At 43.0% G+C, this 18,980-nt stretch carries 19 protein-coding genes; 14 read left to right on the top strand and 5 right to left on the bottom strand.

All coding sequences use genetic code 11. The features are described from left to right. Positions 1-61 precede the first annotated feature (61 nt). The 14 genes from ilvC (at position 62) to WDA22_12240 (ending at position 14,773) form a co-directional block, all read left to right on the top strand. Complete coding sequence (gene ilvC / locus WDA22_12175; GenBank protein MFA5834222.1) at positions 62-1,117, top strand: ketol-acid reductoisomerase; 1,056 nt, start codon at positions 62-64, stop codon at positions 1,115-1,117. Between the two features lie 44 nt (positions 1,118-1,161). Then, positions 1,162-2,730, top strand: coding sequence for a citramalate synthase (cimA, locus tag WDA22_12180; GenBank protein MFA5834223.1), 1,569 nt, complete (start codon positions 1,162-1,164; stop codon positions 2,728-2,730). Positions 2,731-2,740: 10 nt separating this feature from the next. Further along, on the top strand, positions 2,741-3,754 hold the full coding sequence (aroF, locus tag WDA22_12185; GenBank protein MFA5834224.1) for a 3-deoxy-7-phosphoheptulonate synthase: 1,014 nt from the start codon (positions 2,741-2,743) through the stop codon (positions 3,752-3,754). A 55-nt stretch (positions 3,755-3,809) separates the two neighbouring features. Then, on the top strand, positions 3,810-5,357 hold the full coding sequence (locus tag WDA22_12190) for a 2-isopropylmalate synthase (GenBank protein MFA5834225.1): 1,548 nt from the start codon (positions 3,810-3,812) through the stop codon (positions 5,355-5,357). Positions 5,358-5,393: 36 nt separating this feature from the next. Further along, positions 5,394-6,692: a 3-isopropylmalate dehydratase large subunit gene (locus tag WDA22_12195; protein ID MFA5834226.1), complete on the top strand. Its 1,299-nt coding sequence runs from the start codon at positions 5,394-5,396 to the stop codon at positions 6,690-6,692. Between the two features lie 64 nt (positions 6,693-6,756). Continuing rightward, the gene (locus WDA22_12200) at positions 6,757-7,320 is read left to right on the top strand and encodes a 3-isopropylmalate dehydratase (GenBank protein ID MFA5834227.1); all 564 of its coding nucleotides are present in this window, start codon (positions 6,757-6,759) and stop codon (positions 7,318-7,320) included. Between the two features lie 25 nt (positions 7,321-7,345). Beyond that, positions 7,346-8,170 (top strand): pyrroline-5-carboxylate reductase, encoded by an 825-nt coding sequence (gene proC / locus WDA22_12205; protein ID MFA5834228.1) that lies wholly within the window; start codon positions 7,346-7,348, stop codon positions 8,168-8,170. Between the two features lie 42 nt (positions 8,171-8,212). Continuing rightward, positions 8,213-9,280: a 3-isopropylmalate dehydrogenase gene (gene leuB, locus WDA22_12210; protein ID MFA5834229.1), complete on the top strand. Its 1,068-nt coding sequence runs from the start codon at positions 8,213-8,215 to the stop codon at positions 9,278-9,280. A gap of 105 nt (positions 9,281-9,385) precedes the next feature. Continuing rightward, on the top strand, positions 9,386-10,777 hold the full coding sequence (locus WDA22_12215) for an aspartate kinase (protein MFA5834230.1): 1,392 nt from the start codon (positions 9,386-9,388) through the stop codon (positions 10,775-10,777). A 96-nt stretch (positions 10,778-10,873) separates the two neighbouring features. Then, positions 10,874-11,110, top strand: coding sequence for a hypothetical protein (locus WDA22_12220; GenBank protein MFA5834231.1), 237 nt, complete (start codon positions 10,874-10,876; stop codon positions 11,108-11,110). A 1-nt stretch (position 11,111) separates the two neighbouring features. Beyond that, positions 11,112-12,383 carry a threonine synthase gene (gene thrC / locus WDA22_12225; GenBank protein ID MFA5834232.1) on the top strand — a complete coding sequence of 424 codons (1,272 nt, stop codon included), beginning with the start codon at positions 11,112-11,114 and terminating at the stop codon, positions 12,381-12,383. Positions 12,384-12,415: 32 nt separating this feature from the next. Then, complete coding sequence (locus WDA22_12230) at positions 12,416-12,802, top strand: GxxExxY protein (protein ID MFA5834233.1); 387 nt, start codon at positions 12,416-12,418, stop codon at positions 12,800-12,802. A gap of 32 nt (positions 12,803-12,834) precedes the next feature. After that, on the top strand, positions 12,835-13,725 hold the full coding sequence (gene thrB / locus WDA22_12235) for a homoserine kinase (GenBank protein MFA5834234.1): 891 nt from the start codon (positions 12,835-12,837) through the stop codon (positions 13,723-13,725). A gap of 397 nt (positions 13,726-14,122) precedes the next feature. Next, positions 14,123-14,773: a pyridoxamine 5'-phosphate oxidase family protein gene (locus tag WDA22_12240; GenBank protein MFA5834235.1), complete on the top strand. Its 651-nt coding sequence runs from the start codon at positions 14,123-14,125 to the stop codon at positions 14,771-14,773. 6 nt (positions 14,774-14,779) lie between these two features. Here WDA22_12240 and WDA22_12245 read toward each other — a convergent pair whose 3' ends face one another. From WDA22_12245 to WDA22_12265, 5 genes are all read right to left on the bottom strand, one after another. Beyond that, entirely contained in the window at positions 14,780-16,234 is a 1,455-nt protein-coding gene (locus tag WDA22_12245; GenBank protein ID MFA5834236.1) for an alpha/beta hydrolase-fold protein, read from the bottom strand. A gap of 138 nt (positions 16,235-16,372) precedes the next feature. Next, positions 16,373-17,059 carry an alpha/beta hydrolase gene (locus WDA22_12250; GenBank protein MFA5834237.1) on the bottom strand — a complete coding sequence of 229 codons (687 nt, stop codon included), beginning with the start codon at positions 17,057-17,059 and terminating at the stop codon, positions 16,373-16,375. 130 nt (positions 17,060-17,189) lie between these two features. After that, on the bottom strand, positions 17,190-17,813 hold the full coding sequence (locus WDA22_12255; protein MFA5834238.1) for a rhodanese-like domain-containing protein: 624 nt from the start codon (positions 17,811-17,813) through the stop codon (positions 17,190-17,192). 5 nt (positions 17,814-17,818) lie between these two features. Next, positions 17,819-18,406 (bottom strand): YeeE/YedE thiosulfate transporter family protein, encoded by a 588-nt coding sequence (locus WDA22_12260; protein ID MFA5834239.1) that lies wholly within the window; start codon positions 18,404-18,406, stop codon positions 17,819-17,821. Position 18,407: 1 nt separating this feature from the next. After that, a complete protein-coding gene (locus WDA22_12265) occupies positions 18,408-18,926 on the bottom strand; it encodes a YeeE/YedE thiosulfate transporter family protein (GenBank protein ID MFA5834240.1) in 519 nt (172 codons plus the stop codon). Positions 18,927-18,980 lie beyond the last annotated feature (54 nt).

An 18,980-nucleotide genomic window follows, 5' to 3' on the forward strand; every position in this document is an offset into this window, starting at 1 on the left:
ATGGAAATGTGTACACAATATTTGAGAGATAACTATTCATTATTAAGAAGGAAGTACAACAATGGCAAAAATCAATTTCGGCGGAACAGTAGAAGAAGTCGTTACCCGCGAAGAATATTCACTTGAGAAAGCAAAAGAATTTTTAAAGAACGAAGTTGTTGCAATTATCGGTTACGGTCCGCAAGGATACGGTCAATCGCTGAACATGCGCGACAATGGAATTAACGTTATTGTTGGCCAACGTAAAGGGGGCCAAGGATGGAGTGACGCTATCCGTGACGGCTGGATAGAAGGAAAGAATCTTTTTTCGAACATCGAAGAGGCGATCCAAAAAGGGACCATTGTTCAATATCTGCTTTCCGATTCCGGACAAAAGCAGATGTGGGATGTGGTGAAGAAAAATTTGAAAAAAGGACAAGCGTTGTATTTTTCTCATGGATTCTCTGTGGTGTTCAAAGATCAAACCAATATTATTCCGCCAGCCGATGTGGACGTCGTTCTCGTGGCTCCCAAAGGGAGCGGGCGCACAGTACGCAGTAACTTTCTTGCAGGAAGTGGTATTAATGCAAGTTTTGCAGTGTTTCAGGATGCAACAGGAAAAGCACGCGAACGGGCAATTGCCTGTGGTATTGCAATTGGGTCAGGATATCTTTTCGCAACAACCTTCGAAAAAGAAGTGCTTTCGGACCTTACCGGTGAGCGTGGTGTGTTAATGGGAGCGATTGCAGGTTTAATGAAAGCACAATACGATGTGCTCCGTCAGATGGGACATTCGCCGAGTGAAGCGTTTAACGAAACAGTGGAAGAAGCAACACAGAGTCTCTATCCGCTCGTTGGAAAATATGGGATGGACTGGATGTTTGCGGCCTGTTCAGTAACAGCACAGCGCGGCGCGTTGGATTGGGCAAAAAAATTCGAAACTGCGAATCGTCCATTATTTGAGTTGCTCTATCGCGATGTGCAATATGGTGTGGAGACAAAACGTGTGCTCGATTCTACCAGCGCACCGGATTACCGAGCAACACTGCAGAAAGAACTTGATGAATGGAAAAATTCCGAGATGTGGAAAACAGGCGAAGCAGTAAGAAGTCTTCGACCGGAAAACTGGAAAAAATAAGTCCGCACATGTGAACGATCTTGCGACCGTTCCGACAAAACTCAATGAAAACAAAAATATTCACATACGATACGACGCTTCGTGATGGAACTCAAGGCGAGGAAGTTTCCTTTTCCGCCGAAGATAAAATCAAGATTGCCAAACGGCTGGATGCATTTGGCATTGATTACATCGAAGGGGGATGGCCGGGTTCCAATCCAAAAGATATGGAGTTCTTTGAGAGAGCTCGAACGATTCAATTTGTGCACGCAAAGATTGCGGCATTTGGCAGCACGCGCCGGGCAAAAAATCGCGTTGAAGATGATGCAAATATCAAAGCGCTGCTGGATGCACAAACTCCTGTCGTAACGATTTTTGGAAAAACGTGGCTGTTGCATGTGAAAGAAGCATTGCAGATCACTGAGGAAGAAAATCTCGAAATCATTTCCGATTCCGTCGCGTATCTGAAAAAGAATAGTAAAGAAGTAGTGTATGATGCGGAACATTTCTTTGACGGATATAAAACTGACAAAGCATATGCCATCAAAACACTGCAAGCAGCGCAGTCTTCCGGCGCGAACGTGATTGTTCTGTGCGACACAAACGGCGGAACGATGCCATGGGAAATTTCTTCAATCGTTGATGAGATCAAACCATTCATCACGGTGCAGCTCGGCATTCATACGCATAACGATTGCGAACTTGGTGTGGCAAATTCGCTTGCCGCTATCAAATCCGGTGCGATACATGTGCAGGGAACAATCAACGGATACGGTGAACGTTGTGGCAATGCTAATCTCTGTTCCATCCTCCCAAATCTTGAAATCAAGTTAGGCAACGAAACCGTTGGGAGCGAACAATTAAAAAAGTTGACAGACCTTTCCCGATACGTAAGCGAATTAGCAAATTTGAAACACAGAAAAAATCAGGCTTATGTCGGTGAAAGCGCCTTTGCACACAAAGGGGGCGTTCACGTCAGTGCGGTGATGAAAACACCGAAGACATATGAGCACGTTCAGCCGGAAGTTGTTGGTAATGTGCGCAGAGTACTTGTTTCTGATCTTTCAGGAAGAAGCAATGTGTTGTATAAAGCGGAAGAGCTTGGATTGAAGATCGACGACAAATCTCCCGCCGCTCAGAAAGTTGTGGAAGAATTGAAGGAGATGGAGCATTACGGTTACTATTTTGAAGATGCGGAAGCATCGTTTGAATTGCTGGTAAAGAAACATACCGGTGAGATCAAAAAATTATTTGAACTTGAGCGATTTAAAATCAGCATTCACAAAGATTCCGACAGCAGTGATGCGCGAAGCGAAGCGATGATTAAAATTCGTGTGGGCGACGAGACGGAAATGACCGCTGCGGAAGGAAATGGTCCGGTGAACGCAATGGACAAAGCCTTGCGCAAAGCGCTTGAACGATTTTATCCTCAATTAAAAGAAATTCAGTTGACGGATTATAAGGTGCGAGTGCTCGATTCTCAGAATGCTACCGCAGCAAAAGTTCGTGTATTAATCGAAACAAAAAACGGAACATCATCCTGGAACACCGTTGGTGTTTCATCGGATGTTGTTGACGCCAGTTGGAAGGCGTTGGTCGATTCCATCACCTATCACTTATTAAAGAGGAAGTAAGGAAAAACAAATGATTGTTGTCTTAAAACCCGGAACAAAAAAAGAAGAATACGAACACGTTATTGAACGCGTAAAAGAATATGGTTTTAAACCGCATCCAATCGTCGGCGAAGAGCGGACGGTGATTGCCTGTGTCGGCGATGAGCGTGGCAAAGCACAACTGCAGCAATTGGAATCGTTGGAATATGTTGAAAATGTCGTACCTATCTTAAAACCATTTAAACTTGCCAGCAACGAAACGAAAGCGCGATCCGTTGTTAAAGTGGGAAATGTAGAATTTGGAAGCGCACAATTTGTTGTGATTGCCGGTCCGTGTTCCGTTGAATCGAAAGAACAGATCGAATTAAGCGCGGAACAAGTAAAAAAAGCGGGAGCACAAATGCTCCGTGGGGGCGCGTTTAAGCCTCGCACATCTCCATATTCGTTCCAGGGACTTGAAGAAGAAGGATTAAAACTTCTCGCTGCAGCTCGTGAAAAGACCGGACTACCATTCGCAACCGAAGTGATTTCCCCAAGTGATGTTGAGCTTGTTGCAAAATATTCCGACATGCTTCAGATCGGTGCGCGAAATATGCAAAATTTTGCTCTGCTGAAAGAAGTTGGTAAAACAAAACGTCCGATATTGCTCAAACGAGGAATGTCCAGCACGTATAAAGAATTATTGATGTCAGCGGAATATATCATGTCCCAAGGAAATTACAATGTTGTTTTATGTGAGCGCGGAATCCGCACCTTTGAAGATTATACGCGTAACACGTTCGATCTTACCGCTGTTCCGGCATTAAAAGAAATGTCACATTTGCCGGTGATTGTTGATCCGAGTCATGGTACCGGAATCCGCAGTTTAATTCCGCCAATGGCAAAAGCGGCTGTCCCTGTCGGAGCAGATGGTATCATTATTGAAGTGCATCCAAATCCGGAAAAAGCATTTTCGGACGGCGCACAATCTTTGATGCCGGATCAATTTTCAAAACTGATGGATGATATACGACGATATTTACCGTTAGAGAACAGACATTTATAACGACGCGGCAGGTCGGCATTAATGCCATCCTGCCAATACATATGCTGAGGAATATATGAGTGATCGAGTATACATTTTTGATACAACACTGCGCGACGGAGAGCAATCTCCCGGTGCGAGTATGAATTTTGTCGAAAAAATCAGAATGGCAAAGCAGTTGGAACAGCTACAGGTGGATGTGATTGAAGCGGGATTCCCGATTGCGAGCGAAGGGGATTTTGAATCGGTAAAAGAAATTGCCAAACAAATTCGCACCGTAACGATTGCAGGATTGTGTCGTGCAAATAATAATGATATCGATCGGGCGTGGGAAGCACTACGGCATGCAGAAAAACCGCGTATTCATACATTCATCGCTACGTCGGACATTCATCTAAAATATAAGTTGAAAAAGACACGAGATGAAGTTCTGGAAAATGCGATCAAGGCGGTGCGCAGGGCAAAATCGTACTGCGACGATGTAGAATTTTCCTGTGAAGATGCTTCGCGAACCGATATTGATTTTCTCTGCAAAGTGGTCGAAGCGACAATTGCTGAAGGTGCTACTGTTGTAAACATTCCAGATACTGTTGGATATTCAGTTCCAACAGAATATGGTACAATTATCCGTACGTTGATGGAACGGGTTCCGAATATTAATAAGGCGATTGTGAGTGTTCATTGCCACGACGATCTTGGATTAGCCGTTGCGAATTCATTGGCTGGTGTTATGAACGGCGCACGACAAATTGAATGCACGATTAATGGTATCGGGGAGCGTGCAGGAAATGCATCCTTGGAAGAGATTGCAATGGCTATCCGTACGCGCAGCGAAGCATTAAAAGTATCAACAAACATCAGCACCGAAGAGATTTATCGATCAAGCAAAATGCTAGTATCGCTGACAGGAATGCATATCCAGCGCAATAAAGCAATCGTTGGCGAAAATGCATTTGCGCACGAAGCAGGGATCCATCAGGATGGAATGCTCAAAAATCCGTTGACGTATGAGATTATGACTCCCGAAAGTGTCGGTATAAAACACAGCACGCTGGTGCTCGGAAAACATTCCGGACGCCATGCGTTGAAACAACGATACGAAGAACTTGGATACAAACTGTCTGCCGAAGAATTGGAAAAAGCGTATTCCTTGTTCAGCAAACTTGCTGATGAAAAGAAACAAGTGTTTGATGACGATCTTGTTGCGCTTCTTCAGGATGAACTTTCTTCAGTAGAAGAAACATATACGATTGAAACGCTACAAGTGACAAGTGGATTAAACATTGTTCCGACCGCAACCGTTGGTTTGAAAAAAGGAAGTCAATTCCTGCAAGATTCTTCCACAGGTGACGGACCGGTTGATGCAGCATACCGCGCCATTGAACGAATCACCAACATTAATGCAGATCTTTTGGACTATTCCATTAAGTCTGTTTCGTGGGGACAGGATGCGATAGGAGAAGTCTTTGTGAAGATAGCGATCGACGGATATGTGTTTAACGGCCGCTCGGCAAGTACCGATGTAATCACCGGAAGCGTCAAAGCATATGTGAATGCAATTAATCATGCAATTGCGGCGCGATATCGAAAACAACAATCAACAAGCGAAAACGTTGGAGTATAATAATTTTTACTCCATTGTATTAAAAAGGATTCCTGTATGGCAATGACGATCACCGAAAAAATTTTAGCAAAACATTCCGGAAGAAACTCCGTGCAGCCCGGCGACAATGTGTGGATTGATGTCGACGTGTTGATGACGCACGATGTGTGTGGACCGGGAACCTTCGGAATTTTTAAACGAGAATTCGGACAGAATGCAAAAGTATGGGATAAAGATAAACTCGTTGTCATACCGGATCATTACATCTTTACAAAAGATATGCATGCAAACCGCAACATCCAGATCCTGCGCGATTTTGCAAAAGAACAAGACCTTCCGCATTATTTTGATGTTGGCACATCCCGCTATAAAGGTGTTTGCCATGTTGCCATGCCTGAAGAAGGATTTACCCGTCCCGGCGAAGTATTGTTTGGCACGGATTCGCACACATGTACTGCCGGAGCGTTTGGTGAGTTTGCGACTGGAATTGGAAATACCGATGCAGCGTTTGTTCTCGGAACAGGAAAGCTGTGGGTAAAAGTTCCCGAAACAATGAAGTTTATCTTCGAAGGGGAAATGCCAAGATATTTAATGGCGAAAGATCTCATTCTTGCCGTCATTGGAAAAATCGGTGTGGATGGTGCAACATACCGCGCAATGGATTTCAGCGGCTCCACCGTTGATGCTATGACGATGGAAGACCGTATGACGTTGTGTAATATGGTGATTGAAGCGGGTGGAAAGAACGGCATCTGTACGCCGGATAAAACAACTATGGATTACGTCAGCGCCCGCACAAATAAAAAGTTTGAATGTTTTTTGAATGATACGGATGCAAAGTATCACTCTGTTCACCGATTTAATGTGAACGAAATCGAACCGACTATTGCTAAACCGCACTCTCCGGACAATAAAGCGTTCGTGAGCGAAGTCGCCGGAACAAAACTGGATCGCGCATACATCGGCAGTTGTACCGGCGGGAAGATTTCGGATTTCATTGCTGCTGCTGAGATTTTGTACGGCGAAAAAGTAAAGATCGATACATTTATCGTTCCGGCGACAACGGACGTTGCCAACCAGATTAAAACAATCAGAGTAAAAGGGAAAACGGTGATGGAGATTTTTGAAGATGCGGGATGTCGCATTGGTGACTCATCATGCGCCGCATGTTTGGGAGGACCATCCGATACATTCGGACGGTTGAACGGAGCGGAAGTTTGCATTTCGTCCACAAACAGAAATTTTCCCGGGCGAATGGGTTCCAAGAAATCGCAAGTATATCTTGCATCGCCGTACACCGTCGCGGCATCGGCAGTCAAAGGGGTTATCACGAATCCCCGCGAATTTTTTAATTAGGGAAAGACCTTCCATGTTTTAAAAACATGGAAGGTCTTCAGAAACATTTAATATTAAGGCAGCTATGAAAGCAATCATTAAAGGAAAAGCATTCGTTCTTGGAAATGACATCGACACCGATCAGATTATTCCGGCGGCTCACCTTGTCTATAAATTAGATGATATTGATGAAAAGAAAAATTACGGCAGATATGCATTCTCCGGAGTTCCAATTGAACAATCGGGCCTGCCGCAAGGAAACATTCCTTTCATTAAAGAAGGGGAATGGCAGAGTGATTATCGTATTGTTATCGGCGGAAAGAACTTTGGATGTGGATCGTCACGTGAACATGCACCATTCGCACTGCAAGTTGCAGGGATTGAAGCGGTGATTGCTGAAGGATATGCCCGTATTTTTTATCGCAACGCCATTGATGGCGCATTTATTGCTCCGTTTGAATCGACGCAGCATTTGGCAAAAGAGATTAAAACGGGAGATGAACTTGAATTGGACACAACAAAATGTTCATTAAAGAATCTCACACAAAACAAAGAATATCAACTCAGCCCGCTTGGAGATATTGAACATATTCTTCGTGGTGGGGGAATATTTGAGTATGCGAGAAAATCCGGAATGCTGCAGAAATAAACGACGAAAGAGAATTGAGATTATCATGTTAAATAAAACAATAGCTATTATCGGTGCTGGAAATATGGGAACCGCGTTGATTCGTGGAATCCTGAACGCGAAACTGACAAGTGCGAAAAAGATTTACGCCAGCGGCACGAGAATAGAAAAGCTGGAAAAACTTTCTGCAGAGTACGGCATTAATGTAACAACAAACAATAAAGATGCCGCCAAACATGCAGACATTGTTGTCCTTTGTATCAAAGCATCGGTGATTCGTTCTGTGCTGGAAGAGATGCACAAAGTGCTGCATAAAGGACAACTTGTTATCTCCATTGCGGCCGGTGTTACAACGGAATCCATGGAAAAAATTATCGGAAAAAACATGCCGGTTATTCGCTGCATGCCGAACATTGCATCAACAGTAGGACTCGGATCTACGGCAATATCATTTGGTCGATATGTTCATTCAGCGCAGCACGATGTAGCCATTAAAATTTTTGAAGCTGTCGGCGATGTCGTCGTTGTTGGTGAACAGCATCTTGATGCAGTAACAGGATTAAGCGGCAGCGGTCCTGCGTACATTTACATGGTAATCGAAGCGCTTATTGACGGTGGTGTAAAGATGGGATTACCACGCGATATTTCGACAAAACTTGCCATTCAAACCGTTCTTGGTTCTGCAAAACTGGTGAAGGAATCAAATGTCCATCCTGCAATTTTGCGCGATCAGGTAACCACTCCAGGCGGTACAACAATCAACGCAATTCACGAACTGGAATCGCACGGTTTGAGGTCGATGTTAATTGATGCCGTGGCAACAGCGACGAGGCGTTCAAAAGAACTCTCGGAATTAATCAACAAGCATTAAACTCTCCAGAAGTAATGCTCTCAACGAAGTTTTAACTCTCTTATGAAGAAAACGATTACAGTAATTTCCGGTGACGGGATCGGTCAAGAAGTTGTTGCAGGTGCTCTGCAAGTGTTAGATGTTGTCGCAACAAAATTTCATCACACGTTTGAATTACAAAATGCGTTAGCCGGCGGCGCAGCGTTGGATGCTACAGGAATTCCTCTTCCCGAAGAGACGCTGAAACTTTCCAAAGCAAGCGATGCCGTTCTGCTCGGTGCAGTCGGCGGTCCAAAATGGGATTCCAATCCTCAGCACTTAAAACCGGAACGAGCATTGCTGGGACTTCGCAAAGAACTTGGTTTGTATGCAAATATTCGCCCCGCAAAAATTTATTCTGCCCTTGTCGATGCATCGTCATTGAAGAAAGAGATTGTAAACGGTGTTGATATTATTGTTGTTCGTGAATTGACCGGCGGATTATATTTCGGTAAGCCAAGCGGATTTGAAACAAGAAACGGCGAAGAGGTCGGATTTAATACAATGATCTACTCGGAGTCGGAAGTGCAACGAATTGCCGTGTCGGCTTTTGAGATTGCACGAAAACGGAAAAAGAAATTATGTTCCGTAGACAAAGCTAATGTATTGGAAACGTCGCAATTATGGCGAAGAGTTATTTTGAACGTTGCAAAACAATATCCCGACGTTGAACTCTCTCATATGTATGTGGACAATTGTTCAATGCAGTTAATCCGTAACCCCAAACAGTTTGATGTTATTGTTACGGAGAATCTCTTCGGCGATATTCTCAGCGATGAAGCGGCTATGTTAACCGGTTCTATCGGAATGCTTGCTTCAGCCAGTCTTGGCGGAACTGTTGCAATGTACGAACCGGTGCATGGCAGCGCGCCGGATATTGCGGGACAAAATAAAGCGAATCCAATTGCGACTATCGCTTCCGTAGCGATGATGTTGAAATATTCTTTTAATCTTAACACAGAATCCGATGCAATTGAAAATGCTATAGAGAATGTGTTGAGTAAAGGATTCCGCACGGGAGATATTTATACTGAAGGAACAACATTGCTTGGAACAAAAGAAATGGCTTCAAAAATTATTGAATGTATGTAATTTCACCCTTTCACTCGACCAATCTTGAAGACAAACAGAATTTTTTTTTACCTGAAAGAATACAAGACTTGGCCGAGATAACACGAAAAATCTTTACTTAATCATATGCTTACAATGAAATTTGGCGGAACATCGGTCGGCGATGTTCCCAGACTGCAGGAAGTTGTTTCAATCGTCAAACAATTTTTGAAAGACCAGCCGGTGGTTGTTGCTTCGGCGATGGGAGGACTGACCAATGTACTGCTCGATACAGCACAAAAAGCGGTCGAACGGAAGTCCGGTGAAGTGAACAATGCCATTGCAGCAATTCGAGAAAGGCACTTACAAATTGCAAACGCCATGATTCATGATTATCCCCGGCGTGCTGCGCTGATCAAAAATCAACAGGATTCGATCAATGAACTAGCTAATTTCTATCATGGCGTGAGTCTTTTGCGTGAACTTTCGCCCCGTTCACTTGATGCGATTGCATCATTCGGAGAAATCCTATCATGTATGCAGATTGCTGCTATTTTTGAGGAAAACGGCATCAAATCCCAATTTATTGATGCGCGAACAATTATTCAAACCGACGATAATTTTGGAGAAGCTTCTGTCGATTTCTCCGTTTCGAATAAAAAAATCAACGAAACAATTTCACCACTTGTATCCAAAGGGATTGTTCCTGTTGTGACCGGATTTATTTCGTCTACAGAGGATGGAATAACAACAACAATTGGTCGAAGTGGTTCGGATTATACCGGCTCAATTGTTGGTTCTGCCATTAACAGTAAAGAAATCTGGATCTGGACGGATGTTGACGGTGTTATGACTGCCGATCCTCGATTTGTCAAAGGGGCACAAGTGCTCTCGGAAATTTCCTACCGCGAAGCAGCGGAGATGAGTTATTTTGGTGCAAAGGTTATTCATCCAAAGACAATGGTTCCGGCAATCGAGAAAAAGATTCCGATTCGGATTAAGAATACATTTAATCCGGAACACCAAGGAACGCTTATTTCAGCAAAACCGAATCACGGAGGAACATCAGCAAAAACGGTGACATCCATCGACAATCTTGCCATTATTGCAATTGAAGGAAATGGAATGATCGGCGTGCCGGGTGTTTCTGCAAGAATTTTTTCAGCATTAGCACGCGCTCAAGTAAACGTCATGATGATATCGCAGGCGTCATCGGAACATAATGTCTGTATTCTTGTTCCCAAAAAAGATAGTGCGAACGGTGTAAAAGTGCTGCGGGATGAATTCAGTATTGATATTGCAAAGAAAATTATTGATGCTGTTACTGTAAAAGAGACCGTTTCCATTGTTGCGGTGGTTGGAGAAGGAATGATTGGCACGAAAGGAATTGCCGGGAGAACATTTGATGCAGTTGCAAAAGCAGATGTGAATATCATTGCGATTGCACAAGGCTCGTCCGAATTGAATATCTCGTTCGTTGTTGATCAAAAAGATGCCAAAAAATCGGTGCAGGCTGTGCACGATTCGTTTTATCAATAGATTGTTGCTTGCCGCTATTCCGGATAGATGGTAGTGTTGTAACATCAGTAAAAAAGAATCAGAATGTATTTTCAGACCGACAATCAAAAATAATACATGCAAAAATATCAAAGCATCAGCTGTTCGTATTATGATCAACTGGAAGCATATGCGACAAAACGCACACACTGTTCCATCATCTATAGTGATGATTCAGAAAAAATTATCGATGGTGTTATTGTGGATGTCTATGCAAAAGAAGGTGCGGAATATTTAAAACTTGACAACGGAACCGTGATTCGATTGGATTATCTTCTATCGATCAACGGTATTCCTGTCAGCAATATTTGCTAATATGAAATCGATCTTAAAAAGTATAACAACCGGAACCGAATATCCACTTAACGAAGTCCGATTCACATCGGACAACGGTGAATTGCTGGATGTGATTCATGATTTTGATGCAATTCGGAAACAATATTCAATTTCCCGCGAATATTTTTCTACTAAACGATCCACGATCAACGGTCAGCCGAGCGGCGGCGTTTGGCATTTTAAAGAATTAGTCTTACCGACAATCGCGGAATCGGAGATTGTTTCCAAACAGGAAGGAAATACACGGCTATACCGCAGCAAAAAAATCTCCTCATGGCTTGGATTGAATTCAGAAAAATTCTTTTTAAAGCATGAAGGAGAAAACCCCACCGGTTCGTTTAAAGATCGTGGAATGACTGTTGCTATAACACAAGCAAAAGCGCTGCATCAAAAAGCGGTGACGTGTGCATCCACAGGAAATACGTCAGCATCACTGGCTGCTTATGCTTCAGAAGCGGAATTGACGGGAATTGTGCTCATTCCCAAGGGGAATGTGGCTGTTGGAAAAATTTCGCAGGCGCTTGCATACGGAACAAAAACACTTGTTGTCGATGGAGACTTTGATGATTGCATGCGGATGATCCGCGAGGCGCAGGAAAAACTTTCCGCGTATCCACTCAATTCCATCAATCCATTCAGACTTGAAGGGCAAAAGACAATCATGTGGGAAATTTTGCTTCAACTGAACTGGCAAATTCCCGATTGGATTGTTTTTCCCGGAGGGAATCTTGGGAATACCAGCGCATTCGGAAAAGCGCTGCATGAAGCAAAAGAACTTGGTCTGATCGATAGGCTTCCCAGGTTCGCGGTGATTCAAGCAGAAGGGGCAAGTCCGTTTTACAAAGCGTATAAAAATAATTTTTCCGGATTGAAAACGGAAAAGGCAGATACTATTGCTACTGCAATTAAAATCGGTGATCCAGTAAACTACTCCAAAGCCGTGCGTGCATTACGGTGGACAAACGGAATTGTGGAAAGCGTCACAGATGAAGAAATTCTGGAAGCAAAAGCGAATGTTGATGCTGCGGGTATCGGCGCAGAACCGGCTTCGTGTGCAACGGTGGCAGGAATAAAAAAATTGATTGCCAGCGGCGAGATAAAAACAAGCGAAACCGTCGTCGGAATACTGACGGGAAACATATTGAAAGATCCGCAGGTGATTGTTGATTACCATTTTAACCGAAAAACGGCTCTCGCAAATCCGCCAAACGAAATAAAAGCAGACATTAGTGATTTAAGAAAATATCTTTAATACACCGCAAAGACACAGAGACGCAAAGAGAAATGACTGTCGAAAATCTCAATCGCATTTCGAAGACAATTCTTGATGCGTGTATTACTGTTCATCGGGAAATGGGGCCTGGTTTATTAGAATCAATTTATGAGCTATGTCTGTTGGATGAGCTTCAACAAAGAGGATTAGTAGTTGCAAGCCAAGTTTCAATTCCTTTGAGGTTTAAGGGAAAAGAGCTATCCAAAGATTTTCGTATCGATATTCTTGTTGAAAACGAAATAGTTTTAGAAATTAAAGCGGTTGACATTTTGCTGCCAGTACATGAAGCACAAATAATCTCATACTTAAAGTTAACAGATAAGAGATTAGGCTTTTTGATCAATTTTAATGTTCCGTTATTAAAAAATGGTTTTAAACGATTCGTTCACAATTTTTAATTTTAGCGCCTTGGCGTCTTTGCGGTGTAAAAATGCAAATAAAAATTCCCTGTTCCACCTCTAATCTCGGTCCCGGATTTGATACGCTTGGTTTGGCGTTGAATCGGTTTCTCTATCTTTCCGCAGAACAATCAAACGGATTGACAATCATTGTTGAAGGAAACGGCAAGGAACATATTGCTACCGACGCGACGAATCTTGTTTATGCAGCAATGACTTCAACAGTCCAAAAAGTTGGAAGAACAATACCAGCGATACACCTTCATATTAAAAATGAAATTCCGTCATACGGCGGACTTGGAGGGAGTGGTGCAGCGATTGCCGGCGGTGTTTTTCTTGCGAATGAATTGTTGAAAATGAAATTATCAAAAGATGATATGTTGAATATCGCTGTGGAAATTGAAGGACATCCTGATAATGTTTCCGCTGCGATATTTGGCGGATTAACAGTAAACAGTTTCGATGCGGAAAGAAAAGTTCATTGCCGGAGTATTAATATAAAAAAACCACTTTCCGTTATTACCTGCTCTCCTCATTTTCAGGTACAGACGAAAGAAGCACGGAAGATTCTTCCACAGCAAGTTCCCCTTAAAGATGCTGTCACCAATATCGAAAATGCAGCATCCCTTGTTGCTGCAATGATGAGTGGAGATTTTGAAGCATTACGCTATGTGACTACTGATCGTCTCCATGAACAATACCGTGCCACACTTATTCCCGGATATGCCGATGTTCAGAAAGCAGCACTCGATGCCGGTGCATTATCCTTCAACATTAGCGGCGCAGGACCAACAGTCTTTGCGTTTGCCGTTGCACACGAACAACAGATTGCCGCCGCCATGAAACAGGCGTTCGAACGGAACGGACAACAGGCAACATCAGAAGTGATATCCGTAGAAAATTCCGGTGCGACTCTTCTCTAAACTGCTTATCTTTTGTATCACAGCTGTCCAAAATAAATCGTAACTGAATACAAAATTGGCTGTAGTAACTCAAATTGGGTAAATATATTTTGATAACAAGTAGTAAACCCTCTTTGCTGTATTGTAGAGATCGTATAAAAGTGTGTGGGTGCGAAATTTAGGAGGACTGAGTGAATGGGAAAGCGATGAATGACGGGACTTTTGATGGCGCGATTCGCGCCATCAACGGGCAAGAGCGAACGGGATTCATCGCGCGCGTTAAATTTCGCAAGGAGTTCTTTTGCTTCTTTTCTTGCTCCGTCAAGAAAAGAAGAGAGTGAGGAATTTTGTTGTTTTTATCAATGTATTTTGGACAAGTGTGATTTTGTATCATCCTTATTAACATTCTGGGAAACCCATGAGCGAATTTCCACAAAGCGATCGTAATAAAGTACGCCGGCTTCCTCAGCGGGGCCATTATGACAAAGACACAGTCTATGCCATTGTCGACGAAGCGCTGATTTGTCACGCAGGCTTTGTTGTTGACGGACAACCGTTTGTTATTCCGACGATTCATGTTCGGATTGGTGATACAATCTACCTGCATGGCGCTGTTGCGAACAGGATGTTATCACATCTTAAAGCAGGAAATGATGTGTGCCTGACAATGACACTGATTGACGGAATTGTGTTTGCGCGATCGGTCTTTCATCATAGTATGAATTATCGTTCGGCAGTGTTGTTTGGGAAGGGAAGAGTGATTGAGGGATATGATGAAAAGTGGAAAGTCTTTGAAGCATTAACAGAGCATATTGCTAAGGGACGGTGGAATGACGCGCGAAAACCAACAGAACAAGAGACAAACATCACCACCATTATTGCGATCGATATTGAATCTGCCTCTGCAAAAATACGGATCGGTCCCGCTAAAGATGATGAGGAAGATTATGCTTTACCGATGTGGGCCGGGGTAATGCCGGTGAGTATGAAATTTGGTGAACCAAAAAGAGATGAACGACTGCCGGAAACAGTTTCTCTACCGGCATATCTAAAGGAATACCGGCGTTAGCAGCAATTATTGTTTGATCAGTTCGAATGTTTGCGGTGTTCTTTTGATCCAATCCATAAATGATCGGTCTTTTTCCGGCATATCTTCGGGGACGATATATCCCTTCAGTTGAGTTGATCCCGCAAGATTTCCATTTTTATTGATCTTTGCCGTTGAAACAATGACGCCGGAACCCATATTTTTATATCCGAAGATTAACTCTCCATTCTTCGATACAGAAAACACCTCTTGTTCTATTCTCTTTCCCCGCGCCCAAGGCGGATCGACGCGAAACAGTGTTGGCACACTATTGTTTATTGAAATCTCTATTGTTATTGGCTCTTCTTTCGTTTGGAATTGAATTTCTCCTGAAGATGGCTGAACTCTACTCTGACTCCCTTTCCAGATACCAATATATTGAAGCACTTCATCGGCAGAGGGTTTCCGCAATCCCAAATAATAATCGGCAAGAGAACTATCATGCAATGCGATCGTTGCAGCATTGTTTTTCAGAATGTCGATCTCATGCATGGTACCGTAGATCGTTTCTGCATATTGTGTCAATTCAAGTACTTCTTTTTTGCGATGCTCCATGAGATTTCTGGACGCACTTCCCAACAATATACGAAGTGGGATCTGGTAATGATATCCATAGCTTAACGATATTGTTTCGTAATGTTTTTTCAGTTGCAACAATGAGAGATCCTTTTTTACGGGAGCAAAATCTTGAAAAAGGAATTTTAATCCATCGTACATCCCTTTGCCGGGAATGGATTCATGTGTTTCACCAGACAATATCACTTGCAGTGCGTTATTTCCTTTTGGCATGAACCGACTCCAATCAGTTCCCCAGCCGAACGCATTCTCAATAGAAACGTACTTTGTTTTGCTGTTCTCTTTGAGTAAGCGTGCAATATTATTTTTGAGCGCATCTGTTTTTGGGTCGATGTTGATTGGAACATCAAAGGAAAGAATCCACGGAAAGATCAGCGGCTTCCGTGCAAGAAGATACGAAACAAACAGACCTCCCTGAGAATGTCCGATGATGATCGTATGACCATTCAACGGAAAATGTTTCGTTAAAAAAGGTAGCAATTCGTCGGAGACAAATTGTGAAAAATTCTTTTCACCAAGTCCATCCAAGGCACTTGGCATAGGCATATCACGATTCCTGTCGGTGTTGGGAATCCCGACGATCACCGCTTCCGGCATTTGGGGAATTTCAGAGGAATAACACATAAAGCGAGATGTGCTCACCAACAATTCAAACAGCGTTTCAGCATCGAAAACAATAATCAGCGGATATCGGGTGTTTTGGTTCACCGTTTGCGCCGCGGGTGAGTAAAGATAGATATTCCGTTTTTCTTGTAACACGTTTGAATAGAGTAATCGTGTCGTACCAATCGTTACCTGATTGCTTGATTGAGCAAAACATGCCGTTGTTAATAATCCGGTAATAAAAAGAAGTTGGAGTTTGTTCATTCTTCAATTAGTTGTAGACTGTCCATGATCGGCTTCTGGATGATTTTTAACAACGCTCTCGCAGTTCTTGTTTGAAATTGTCAAAAACTTGGTTTTAAATAACCAATTTACGGTTCTGTTAATTGTCTCAGGGAAAATTTATCTCAATACAAGTACCATCCAGTCGGCTACCGACTGTAAAAGTGTAGGATCTTTTGTAAACATGGGTGCGCCGTGTCCGGCATTGTTTAGCACCTTCATTGTACTGACCGAATTTGTTGATGTGGCCACCATCTCCCTGATTGACTTCACAGCAGGATCTTCCTCAGAACTGGCGGCACCGAATATTGCCAACTGAGGATTGTTACGTAAATAAGTAAGTCCTGCTTTTGAAGTCCCACCCGAAAGCAACATTAAACCCTTTATTTTACCGCTGCGTTTGGCTAATCCTATTGCATTATTTACGCCACAACTGGCACCACCAACGCCAAGATTGAGCGTATCAATCCTTGGCTGCGTCATCAACATTGCAAGTGCCGAATCAATGTCTTTGGAGAGATTTTCGTATCCTCCAACGGAAGGTGTCTCACCGTATCCCCTATAGTCGAAAGTAAGCACGTGAATACCGAATTGAGCTAAAGTTGTAGCAAGTTGCTTCCAACTCTTGCGGTCCATATTGCATTGGTGCAGCAATAGCATTCCTGGTCCCTGCTTATCCGAAGTATAATATGTTGCTTTTAATTTAACACCATCATGCGCAAGAATATCTATATTAATTTCTTGTACTGATGATGGCTCTTTGGCCAATGCACAAACTGATAGTATAAGAAACATTATTGTTTTCATGACGCCCTTTTAATTTTTCATTTATGAAATTGATTTTACTCAACTCAATCTTTTGAGTTTCCTTAAAGTAAAAACCGTTTTTAACGTAGCTCATATTTCAAATAATACAAAAGATAAAAAAGTTCTTACGTTAACACTGATCTCTTAGTTTCTCTTCCTCTTTTTGAAATTTTATCAGAGGAATTGGATTAGGAGGTTGTTGTTTCTGTCGTGCCGTTTTTGGCAGTGCTGTTTCCGCGGAAAGGATATTTGGTTCTCCTCCAAAGAAATAACTTAAAGCTTTTCGCCGTCTAATATAGTTGATCCCTCCATATGTCGAATCGATTTTTAATGTGGGGTAAAGAATTTCCTCCTTCCATCCCGCAAATCCTCCAAGCAGCGTGTATACGCTATCATAGTATTTCATTTTTAGAAGCATCCATGCCTGAGATGCATGGATTCCCCCTTCAGAATACAGCACAACAACTTCATTTCGTTTGATCCCTCCGTTCAGCAGTTCCTGCAGAGTCATATTCTCCGCATCAGCAATTGTGTTGAGGGCATGCAGTGAAGAATCACGCAAGTCGATTAATCGGATCTTTTTTCCTGCATAGAGCTGTTCGGCGAGTTCAAGAGGGGTGATATGATCCTGTTCGCTTTCAATGAGCGCAGCAATTTCCGGAACGTTCACTTCTGATTGTTGAGGCGTACCAATGGATGCAGCAAGAAGTGAAAGAACGAGGACAATACCGACAAGTAATTTATTGAGAGTCATGAATTTTATTCCGTACGAAGTCGTTTTTCAAGATTCTCGGCGCCCCAAAATCCGGCAAGCGCTACCAGGACGATAAGGAGCACCGTTGTTCCATGAGAGAGATGCAATACTTGTGACAGAGTAATTTCACCCATTGAGGTCGATGAACACCAATCACCGATGAGGGGAAATAATTCGCCAAACAATAAAATTCCAGCAAACATTCCGAGCAAATGGATCCATCCATCCATCTTTCCGGTAACAGAGGCAACACAGCATGTTCCGGGACAATAGCCCCCCATCACGAATCCAACTCCAAATACCAATCCGCCAACCAGTTGAGGGATAAGAAATGTTGGAAGAACACCAACAAGTGAGAGATCGATCAACCCAAACCAAGAAAACCAAAACAAACCGAGCATTGCAGTAATAATTGCAGTGAACATCACTTTAAAAACCGTGAGATCGCGAAAATAGAATTGCTGGGCGAGTTTTACGCTGCTTCCGAACCCTGCCTGTTCAAGAAAGAATCCAAAACCAATACCGATAACGACAGCAAATAACAATGCTGTTTCATTTCCAAATAATCCAAATTGATAGAATGGTGCGTTCATACTAAGTCCACTGCTTTTTAAAAAAATATGCAACGCAATATGCACTGGCAAACACAGCAATCATAAAGACCCAACTTCCCACACTTAAAAGTGCTCCTCCTGTTAACGCCTGACCGCTTGTGCACCCACGGGCAATCTTGGATCCGAATCCCATCAGAATGCCACCGGAAAATGCGTACACCATTCTTGTCGTAATGGTAACTCGTGCACTTTTATCAACAGTACGACGCACCCGCCCCGAAATGAGTCCCGAAATTAATCCGCCAATCAGCACGCCGAGGATCTCGAAGACGAGCCAATCATTTAACGGATTTCCAGATGGTGTTGAGAGATACTCTTTATAGAAAGTGTTGGATTGAGCATGCGACGGTGCGACGCTGTTCACACCAAAAGTGAGAAATGAACTTAATGCACCTGAAGCGCCGAGGCCTCTTCCCATAATTACAAAGGCAGCAAGCAGGACGAGTCCGATTCCGATGCCTGCGAGGTAAGGATTCATGTATGGTTTGGGTGCACTCATGGTATATAAGTATGTGAGTAGTTGAGTAACCGAACGTACGAGGGAATAATATCT

Source organism: Bacteroidota bacterium (genome assembly GCA_041658205.1).
Classification (GTDB): Bacteria; Bacteroidota; Ignavibacteria; order UBA10030; family UBA8401; genus UBA8401.

Bases quoted from the DNA above. Each gene is read 5' to 3' on its own strand.
- ilvC (MFA5834222.1), top strand. From the start codon at position 62: ATGGCAAAAATCAATTTCGGCGGAACAGTAGAAGAAGTCGTTACCCGC.
- cimA (MFA5834223.1), top strand. From the start codon at position 1,162: ATGAAAACAAAAATATTCACATACGATACGACGCTTCGTGATGGAACT.
- aroF (MFA5834224.1), top strand. From the start codon at position 2,741: ATGATTGTTGTCTTAAAACCCGGAACAAAAAAAGAAGAATACGAACAC.
- WDA22_12190 (MFA5834225.1), top strand. From the start codon at position 3,810: ATGAGTGATCGAGTATACATTTTTGATACAACACTGCGCGACGGAGAG.
- WDA22_12195 (MFA5834226.1), top strand. From the start codon at position 5,394: ATGGCAATGACGATCACCGAAAAAATTTTAGCAAAACATTCCGGAAGA.
- WDA22_12200 (MFA5834227.1), top strand. From the start codon at position 6,757: ATGAAAGCAATCATTAAAGGAAAAGCATTCGTTCTTGGAAATGACATC.
- proC (MFA5834228.1), top strand. From the start codon at position 7,346: ATGTTAAATAAAACAATAGCTATTATCGGTGCTGGAAATATGGGAACC.
- leuB (MFA5834229.1), top strand. From the start codon at position 8,213: ATGAAGAAAACGATTACAGTAATTTCCGGTGACGGGATCGGTCAAGAA.
- WDA22_12215 (MFA5834230.1), top strand. From the start codon at position 9,386: ATGCTTACAATGAAATTTGGCGGAACATCGGTCGGCGATGTTCCCAGA.
- WDA22_12220 (MFA5834231.1), top strand. From the start codon at position 10,874: ATGCAAAAATATCAAAGCATCAGCTGTTCGTATTATGATCAACTGGAA.
- thrC (MFA5834232.1), top strand. From the start codon at position 11,112: ATGAAATCGATCTTAAAAAGTATAACAACCGGAACCGAATATCCACTT.
- WDA22_12230 (MFA5834233.1), top strand. From the start codon at position 12,416: ATGACTGTCGAAAATCTCAATCGCATTTCGAAGACAATTCTTGATGCG.
- thrB (MFA5834234.1), top strand. From the start codon at position 12,835: ATGCAAATAAAAATTCCCTGTTCCACCTCTAATCTCGGTCCCGGATTT.
- WDA22_12240 (MFA5834235.1), top strand. From the start codon at position 14,123: ATGAGCGAATTTCCACAAAGCGATCGTAATAAAGTACGCCGGCTTCCT.
- WDA22_12245 (MFA5834236.1), bottom strand. From the start codon at position 16,234: ATGAACAAACTCCAACTTCTTTTTATTACCGGATTATTAACAACGGCA.
- WDA22_12250 (MFA5834237.1), bottom strand. From the start codon at position 17,059: ATGAAAACAATAATGTTTCTTATACTATCAGTTTGTGCATTGGCCAAA.
- WDA22_12255 (MFA5834238.1), bottom strand. From the start codon at position 17,813: ATGACTCTCAATAAATTACTTGTCGGTATTGTCCTCGTTCTTTCACTT.
- WDA22_12260 (MFA5834239.1), bottom strand. From the start codon at position 18,406: ATGAACGCACCATTCTATCAATTTGGATTATTTGGAAATGAAACAGCA.
- WDA22_12265 (MFA5834240.1), bottom strand. From the start codon at position 18,926: ATGAGTGCACCCAAACCATACATGAATCCTTACCTCGCAGGCATCGGA.